6 protein-coding genes and 1 pseudogene are annotated in these 8,049 nt (G+C 60.6%); 3 read left to right on the plus strand and 4 right to left on the minus strand.

Going from position 1 to position 8,049, the window contains the following annotated elements; translation table 11 throughout:
* The coding region (locus CAPSK01_RS17095; RefSeq protein ID WP_273703922.1) for a homocysteine S-methyltransferase family protein at positions 1-793 on the minus strand (793 nt) is incomplete at its 3' end.
* 139 nt (positions 794-932) lie between these two features.
* On the minus strand, positions 933-2,318 hold the full coding sequence (locus tag CAPSK01_RS17100) for a CorA family divalent cation transporter (protein ID WP_273703908.1): 1,386 nt from the start codon (positions 2,316-2,318) through the stop codon (positions 933-935).
* A 392-nt stretch (positions 2,319-2,710) separates the two neighbouring features.
* On the opposite strand from CAPSK01_RS17100, the gene CAPSK01_RS17105 reads away from it, so the two are divergent.
* The 3 genes from CAPSK01_RS17105 (at position 2,711) to CAPSK01_RS17115 (ending at position 7,079) form a co-directional block, all read left to right on the plus strand.
* Entirely contained in the window at positions 2,711-4,552 is a 1,842-nt protein-coding gene (locus CAPSK01_RS17105; protein WP_273703923.1) for a potassium transporter Kup, read from the plus strand.
* 140 nt (positions 4,553-4,692) lie between these two features.
* Positions 4,693-5,976, plus strand: coding sequence for a hypothetical protein (locus tag CAPSK01_RS17110; RefSeq protein WP_273703909.1), 1,284 nt, complete (start codon positions 4,693-4,695; stop codon positions 5,974-5,976).
* 437 nt (positions 5,977-6,413) lie between these two features.
* Complete coding sequence (locus CAPSK01_RS17115) at positions 6,414-7,079, plus strand: PEP-CTERM sorting domain-containing protein (RefSeq protein WP_034929387.1); 666 nt, start codon at positions 6,414-6,416, stop codon at positions 7,077-7,079.
* Between the two features lie 408 nt (positions 7,080-7,487).
* Here CAPSK01_RS17115 and CAPSK01_RS23555 read toward each other — a convergent pair whose 3' ends face one another.
* Both CAPSK01_RS23555 and CAPSK01_RS17120 read right to left on the minus strand, forming a co-directional pair.
* Complete coding sequence (locus CAPSK01_RS23555; protein WP_273703910.1) at positions 7,488-7,649, minus strand: hypothetical protein; 162 nt, start codon at positions 7,647-7,649, stop codon at positions 7,488-7,490.
* Positions 7,649-8,049, minus strand: a pseudogene (locus CAPSK01_RS17120) (two-component system response regulator GlrR); the annotation flags it as partial. The pseudogene CAPSK01_RS17120 and the gene CAPSK01_RS23555, both read right to left, overlap by 1 nt.

Here is an 8,049-nt window from a genome sequence, read left to right on the forward strand (position 1 = left end):
TCTGCGACAATTCCTCGACGTACTGGCGCAACTCGCCGGCACCGAGGGCACAGTTGAGCCCGAAGCTCAGCGGGCGGACATGGTTCAGCGAGTTCCAGAACGCTTCGGCGGTCTGCCCCGAGAGAGTCCGTCCCGAGGCGTCGGTGATCGTCCCGGAAATCATCACCGGCCAGCGGCGACCGACCTCATCGAAGTGTCGTTCAATGGCAAACAGCGCCGCCTTGGCGTTCAGGGTGTCGAAGACGGTCTCGACCAGCAGGAGGTCGGCGCCGCCATCGCAGAGTCCGCGGATGGCTTCGGCGTAGGTGCCGACCAGTTCGTCGAAGCTGGTGTTCCGGTAGCCGGGGTCATTGACATCCGGCGAGATCGAAGCGGTGCGCGAGGTCGGCCCGATGACGCCGGCGACAAAGCGGGGCCTGGCCGGGTTCCTGGCAGTGAATTCGTCGCACACCGCCCGCGCCAGTTGCGCGCCGGCCACGTTCAGCTCATATACGATGGCTTCGAGATGGTAATCGGCCTGCGAGACGCTGGTCGAGTTGAAGGTGTTGGTCTCGATGATGTCGGCGCCGGCGGCCAGATACTCGGCATGGATCGCACGGATGACCTCTGGTCGAGTCAGCAGCAACAGGTCGTTGTTACCCTTGAGATCGTGCGCATGCGTCGCGAAGCGACTGCCACGATAATCCGCCTCCTGCAGGCCCTGGCGCTGGATCATCGTTCCCATTGCACCGTCGAGAACCAGAATGTGCTTTTCGAGGAGGGTTTTCAGTTCGTCGGTACGGTCAGCTTGCATGGATGGCATGGGTGAATTCCCCCGGTTTTTTCGCTGGTCTGTGGTTGTAAAACAGAAAACCCGTCGGTGCAAAGCTCGACGGGTCTTGATGAGGGCCTCGCTTGAGCGGCATTTTTAGCGCGCCCGCAATCTGCTCAAGTCAACCGGCCGTTCTGCGGTTCTCCGCACGTGGGCGCTTGGGTTGTCGCCTTTCGAAGAGACGCAGGCCGAAAAACATGATCGATCCGACCACGCCCATGCCGAGAAAGAAACCCGTGTAGGCGAGCGGCATCGGCCAGTCGAGCGCCTGCGCCATGGTTGAAAACTCGGACATGCCGCCGGCACCGGCGAGGACGTTGATCGGCATGAAGACGACGCTGAGCACGGTCAGTCGCTCGATTTTCTTGTTCTGGTTGATGTTGATCGCGCTGTCCGTGGCATCCATCAGGAAGTTGATCTTGTTGAACAGGAAAGCAGTATGTCCGTCGAGAGATTCGATGTCGCGCAGAATCTCGCGCACATCGAGTTGCTGGGCGTCCGACAGCAACTTGCCACGCAACAGGAAGGACAAGGCGCGCCGGGTATCGAGCACGCTGCGGCGCGTCCGTCCGTTGAGATCTTCCGCTTCGGCGACTGCTGCGAGGATGTGTGAGGCCTCAACGTCGGTCACATGCGACCGCAGCACCTGTGTGCCGGCCTTCTCCAGCTCACCGTAGACGTCTTCCAGCGCGTTGGCCGAGTACTCGACGTCTGCGGCGTAAAGGTCGATGAGAACGTCCTTACCATCGGTGACGTAACCCGGCCGGGTACGCGCGCGCGCGCGCTGCAGGCGGAACACCGGCAGTTCCTCGGTACGCACGGTAAACAGGATCTCGTTGTGGAGGATCAGGGCAACCGGAACGTTGCGCGATTCGCTCTTGGTGTCAAGCAGGAAGTCGGAGTGCAGGTGCACCTCGCCGTCGTCCTCGACATAGAAGCGTGCGCTGGCTTCGAGGTCGGTCAGGGTGACCGGGTCCGGAATCTCGACGTCGAACATCTCGCCAATCCAGCCGCGGATTTTCCTGGTCGGGGCCACCAGATCCACCCAGATCGGGTGGACGTTCTTCAGATCCTCCGGGCCGCTGACCGAGATCTGATGCAGGCGGCCATCACGCAGCTCGAAGGCCGTGCTCGTGGTTTTTTCATTGCGGTAATGGCTGTCATCGATCAACTCTTCGAGGACATCGTCGGAGAGGAGCGCCAGGATCGGGTCAGCGCCTTCCTTGACTTCGTCCCAGACCACCAAACGCTCATTGGGGTCCAGCGATTCAAGAATGTAGGCGATTTCCTTCGGCGGCATCCGCCGGAGCTTCTCGCGAAGTTCCTTGCGATACTGTTGCTGGATCTCCGGGTCGAGTTCTCCCTGGTTCTGGCCGTCCTGCTCGGGGACGAGCTCTTCGACCAGTTTCTGCAAGGAGAGCAGGGAGCGCACCTCGGTCAGGTGTACATCGGCAATGCCCTTGATCGGGGCTGCGCCATAGACATTGCCTTTGCTTTCTTCGCCCATGTTCTCGATTCCCTGATGATCAGATGCAGAAAGGGGGTGCGGATTGTAGCACTACTGAACATACGCAGCACCTGAATGAGGACTTATTTTGGCCATGGAAACAATTTGTAATCTCTTTATGCCAGCAGGCGGTGGCAGCGAACGACCGTGCGCTGTCGAACCCACGGTGATGTCCTTGTAGGGAATTCGCATTCGTCCTACAATCGCACTCTGCGTGCTGCGCCGCAGCAACGCCAGGGTTGCCGGGACGATCCTTGCCTAAGCGATTTGCCGGCCGATGACGGTACAACCGTGGGCAATGTCCCGCGACTGAGGTTCTGGGAGGAACGGTGACGGCAACAAACGCGCCGCACGGCGAGAAGTCAGGTCTGGCAGCCACCGCACTGGCGGCCATGGGCGTCGTTTTTGGCGACATCGGCACCAGTCCGTTGTACACCGTCAAGGAAGTCTTTGGCGGCCATCATCCGCTGGCCATCACCGAAGCCAATGTGCTGGGCATCCTCTCGCTGGTATTCTGGGCCTTGACGGTCACGGTTTCGCTGAAGTACGTCCTGTTCATCACCCGTGCCGACAACCGGGGGGAGGGCGGCATCATGGCGCTGACCGCGCTCGCGCTGCGGACGGCAAATGCGTCGCCGCGGATTCTCTGGCTGATGTCGGCACTGGGCATTTTCGGCGCCGCACTGTTCTACGGCGATGCCGTGATCACGCCGGCGATGTCGGTGCTCTCGGCGGTCGAGGGACTCCAAGTGGTGACGCCCTTGCTGACCCCTTACGTCCTGCCGACCACGATTGCCATCCTGATCGTGCTGTTCCTGTTTCAGCGGCATGGCACGGCGGCCGTCGGCGCGCTGTTTGGCCCGGTGATGATGTTCTGGTTCGCCACCCTCGGCATGCTCGGCCTGTGGAACGTGATTCAGTATCCCGCGGTGCTGGCTGCGATCAATCCCTGGTACGCGCTGGCCTTTGTCATCGACCATCAGGGCCTCGCCTTCCTGGCGTTGGGTTCGGTGGTGCTGGCGATTACCGGCGGCGAGGCCCTCTACGCCGACATGGGCCATTTTGGTCGCCGTGCCATCAAGTGGGCCTGGTTCTCCTTCGTCTTCCCGCTGCTGTATCTCAACTACCTCGGTCAGGGAGCGCTGATCCTCAACGATCCGCAAGCGATCGAGAATCCGTTCTTCAACATGGTTCCGGCCGAAGTCCTGCTGATCCCGTTGATCGTGCTGGCCACGGTAGCCACGGTGATCGCCTCGCAGGCGGTGATTTCGGGGGCCTTTTCACTGACCAGCCAGGCCATGCAGCTCGGCTATTGTCCGCGCATTCGGGTCATGTTCACGTCGGAACGCGAAAAGGGCCAGATCTACGTACCGAACATCAACTGGCTGCTATTGATCACGGTGATCATCGTCGTGCTCGGTTTTCGGTCGTCGTCGAACCTGGCCTCGGCCTACGGCATCGCCGTCACGCTGACGATGATGATCGATACGATCCTCGCCTTTGCCGTCGTCCGCACCCTGTGGCGGTGGAGCTGGCCGCGCGCGGCGCTGTTTCTGGTATTCTTCGTGGTGGTCGACTTCGCCTTCTTTTCGGCCAACGTGATCAAGGTCCTCGATGGCGGCTGGTTCCCGCTGACGCTGGGGGTCTCGGTATTCATGCTGCTTTCCACCTGGAAGCTCGGTCGCAAACTGCTTTATGAGAAACTCAAGCAGGATTCGATACCGACCAAGGACTTCATTGCCAGTCTTGTGGTCGGAGGACCTTTGCGCGTCGATGGCACCGGTATCTTCATGACCGCCGATCCCGAGAGCGTACCGCGTGCCCTGCTCCATAACCTCTATCATAACAAGGTATTGCACGAGCGCGTGGTGCTGCTCAATGTCACTACGGAGGATGTGCCGCATGTCCCCGACAACGAGCGTGTGCGCGTCGAAGCGTTGACGGCAGGATTTCATCGTGTCTATGTCCGCTACGGTTTCAAGGACGACCCTGACCTGCCGCATGCCCTGGAACGCTGCGCAGCGTACGGACTGACTTTCGAGATGATGGAGACCTCGTTCTTTCTGGGTCGCGAGACGGTCGTCAGCATGCCGATTTCCAGGCGTTCGCGAATGGCAAAATGGCGGCAGATCCTGTTTACCTGGATGTTCCGCAACGCCGATACGGCCACGGCCTTTTTCAAGATTCCACCCAACCGGGTCGTCGAACTGGGTGCACAGGTCGAGCTGTCTTGATTCCCGAGAGGACGATTCCCAACGCGCCGGCAGACCTGCAGACGTCAGGCCGCCCAGGGGCTTGCCGGCCAGTGCAGGACGCGATGCGCTGCGCAAGATGGTGCACCGCTGTTTTGGCGCTCGGTGTGGCCACCAGCGCCATGCCGGCTGACAATCTGCCGCCGGCACCCGAGGAACTGGGCAGCATCCGTCGCAATGCGCAAGGTCGACTGGAGGTGGTCAGACCTCCCACCGCAAGTCAGAGCAGTGAATTGCCGGCGACCGATGGCCTGCCTGTCGGCAAGCCGGCTGCTCAGGAGCCGGTTTCCGAAAAGAAAACTCCGAATGCGGCGGCGAGCAGCCGGACCATTGTCGTCGGCCCACACGAACAGGTCACGAGCATCAAGGAAGCGGCGCGCATCGCTCGCGACGGCGACACCATCGAGATCCGCTCCGGCGAGTACCGGCAACAAGCGGTGGTCTGGACGCAAAATCGGCTTACCATCAGAGGCACCGGCAAACGTCCGCTGCTGATTGCCGACGGTGACAGTGCGGAAGGCAAGGCACTATGGGTGGTACGCAACGCCGAGATGTCGATCGAGAACATCGAGTTCCGAGGAGTGCGCGTCCCGAGTGGCAATGGTGCCGGGATCCGCTTTGAAAGAGGCCATCTGAAAGTGGTTCGTTGCGCGTTTTTCGACAACGAGATGGGCATCCTGACCAGCAATTTCGGGGACATGGTTCTCGAGGTTGAAGACAGCGAGTTTGGCGAGGCGCCGAAGCATGCCGGTATGCTGCACCACCTCCTCTATGCCGGAGCGATCGCTCGCCTGAGCGTCAGCGGCAGCCGTTTTCAGCAAGGCTATCGTGGGCACCTGATCAAGTCGCGCGCGCGCGAAAGCGCGATCATGTACAACCTGATCGTCGACGGTGTCGGTGGCAGCGCATCGTACGAACTCGAATTTCCGAATGGCGGCGTGGCCTGGGTGATCGGCAACGTCATCGGGCAGAGTGCGACGACCGACAATCCGGACCTGATCTCCTATGGCGCCGAGGGTCAGCGCTGGCCAGACAACGCGCTGTATCTGGCGCACAACACGCTGATCGACGACAAGCCAGAGGGACGCTTCCTGCGCATCTGGATCGATCACATGCCGCCGGAAACCGAGGTCTGGGCGATCAACAACCTGCTCGTCGGGCGCAGCACCTTCACGCCGCAAGCACCGGGTCGCTATGACGGCAACCGGGTCGTTGAACGATCAATGCTGGTCGGTGCGCCTGCGCTGGCGTACGGTTTGCCGAGCAACTCGCTGCTGCGCGGAACAGCCAAGCACCCCGGCTTTGTTCGCGGGCAGAGTCTGGCGCCGAGCGCGGAATTCCGCTTGCCCGCCGGAAAGGATTCGCTGCTGGTCGGCAAGCCGCTGTCGCCGGGCGCGCTGCAGTAAGAAGGCGATTTCCGGGAATCAAGATCCCGAACAACTACCGCAGCGCTGTGCTCAGCGATAGTGAAGCAGTCGTCTGAAAGGAAACAACCAGGCCGCTAGCGCAAGGAGCCGGATGGATTTTTCGTCTTTCATCTGGGATCCTGGCTGGCGGCGAGGAACTGTTACTCGCCCCAGCGACTCATCTCGACCAAATCACCCGCATGCACGGCGTTCGGTGGAATAAGCTCCGGCTGTCAGTCCTCGTTTCGGTTTCCCCACAAAGCAAGGGGCGGCTGTCGGGAAATTTTACAAGTTGCTTCCCTTTGCCTATCTCGTGAATCGTTAAAACATGATAAATCATAAATATGAATACAGTGGAACGATAATTGCTTGTCCAATATCGTTTGGTTGAGTTTGTAGTTGACGATTGAAGATAAACCTGAAACGAGGAGCGAAGAATGACTTCTTTTAAGTTTCTGCAGCGGATCTGCGCGGCGCTAGCGATGAGTGTTTGCACATTTTGTGTGCAGGCTGCCATCATCACTTACAATTTTGGCGGGACGCTTACTAGTTCCTTTGGTTCTCTAAATAGCGGGGACGCCGTCAGCGGTTCATACACCGTTGATACATCTGTTCTGGCGGCCGGAGGTTCAACTTCCAGCTTCTCGGTTTTCAATAACCTGCAGGGCGCGTCCCTTACTATAGGGAGCTTTTCAGCGACGATTGGACCAGGTTCTGCTCTGCCCGAAATCCAACAGGATGATGTGGCTGGAGCGGATCGGTACGCTCTGGTTGGCCGCAATCCGGTCGGCTCCTCGCAGATTGGCGGACTTGACATCAGCGCATTTGGCTTTCGGCTGGATGATTCGAGCGGGACAGCGATATCGGATGCGCTAACGCTTCTAACCAATCCCGTGCTTTCTAACTTCACTAGCAATACGTTCTTTATTTTTCTCGGCGATCCAACAAGCGTGAGTTTTCAAGTTGTCTTCGGCAGCTTAGACGCCCTTTTTGCCGTACCGGAACCGGCCCCGCTCGCTTTGCTGGGTTTCGGCCTTGCCGGCCTCGGCTTCTCACGCCGTAAGCAGTCACCGATTTCTGCCGGTACGCACTGTGGCGCCTAGCGATGAGCGTGAACTGATGCGGCAGCGGGTCTTCCGCGGCAAGCGTGGCGCCGCCGCGCCAGGCGAGGCGCTCCCCGTCGGCGAGCGCCCGTCGTGGCCGCCGAAACCGGTAACCCGGTGCGCCCCGCTCGGGGCGGTGAAGCGATCCTGATCGCACTGATCCTCAGCCACCACTTGCCCTTGATCGTCACCTAGCGCTGATCGACACTGACCTTGTCGCCGATCTGCCGTATCGACTCGATCATGCCGACGCCGCCGAGTTTCTTCCACGCCGCACGCATGGACTGGTCCATCCGGCGGACGTCATTGATCCAGGTGTAGCGGTGGGTCTCGATTCGGCCATGATCCTTCTCAGTGTCTTCGCAACGCTCGACCGTGAGCCGACCAAACCCGGCTTGGGCACCTTCGTCAAAAAAACTCCCGAAGGGCCTCGGCCAGATTCTTCTGGTCGAACCGCATCTGCAACACCTGAAACGCAAGGGGCTGCAAGCGAAGACGATCGAGCGCTTTGATCATCGCATCGACGCGCTGTCCGAGCCGCAGTTGCCGGTCTTGGCGCCGCCAGCCCATCACCGCTCGACCACACCGCTGTCGCCGGCCGCCCCTCGGAACATCGCCGGCGTCAGCTCGTGCTTCTGCAGCAGGCGGTAGAACTCGGTGCGGTTGCGGTCGGCGATGCGGGCGGCGTCGGCGACGTTGCCGTCGGTCAGCTTGAGAAGCTGCACCAGGTAGTTGCGCTCGAAGCGCTGCTTCGCCTCGGCGTAGGACAGCGCTTCCATCGTCGGCACGCGCAGGGCGCGCTGGATCAGGGCCAGCGGAATCAGCGGTGTCGTCGCCAGCGCGCAGCACTGCTCGACGACGTTGTAGAGCTGGCGGACGTTGCCCGGCCAGGCGGCGCTGGCGAGTGTCTCGAGGGCCTCGGGGGCGATGCCGGCGATCGGCTTGCCGTATTTGCTGGCGAGCTGCTGGA

The organism is Candidatus Accumulibacter vicinus (assembly GCF_000584955.1).
Classification (GTDB): domain Bacteria; phylum Pseudomonadota; class Gammaproteobacteria; order Burkholderiales; family Rhodocyclaceae; genus Accumulibacter; species Accumulibacter vicinus.

What these genes read in the sequence shown, in the direction of transcription:
- CAPSK01_RS17105 (WP_273703923.1), top strand. Translation starts at nt 2,711, where the DNA reads ATGGGCGTCGTTTTTGGCGACATCGGCACCAGTCCGTTGTACACCGTC.
- CAPSK01_RS17115 (WP_034929387.1), top strand. Translation starts at nt 6,414, where the DNA reads ATGACTTCTTTTAAGTTTCTGCAGCGGATCTGCGCGGCGCTAGCGATG.
- CAPSK01_RS23555 (WP_273703910.1), bottom strand. Translation starts at nt 7,649, where the DNA reads ATGGGCTGGCGGCGCCAAGACCGGCAACTGCGGCTCGGACAGCGCGTC.
- CAPSK01_RS17100 (WP_273703908.1), bottom strand. Translation starts at nt 2,318, where the DNA reads ATGGGCGAAGAAAGCAAAGGCAATGTCTATGGCGCAGCCCCGATCAAG.
- CAPSK01_RS17110 (WP_273703909.1), top strand. Translation starts at nt 4,693, where the DNA reads ATGCCGGCTGACAATCTGCCGCCGGCACCCGAGGAACTGGGCAGCATC.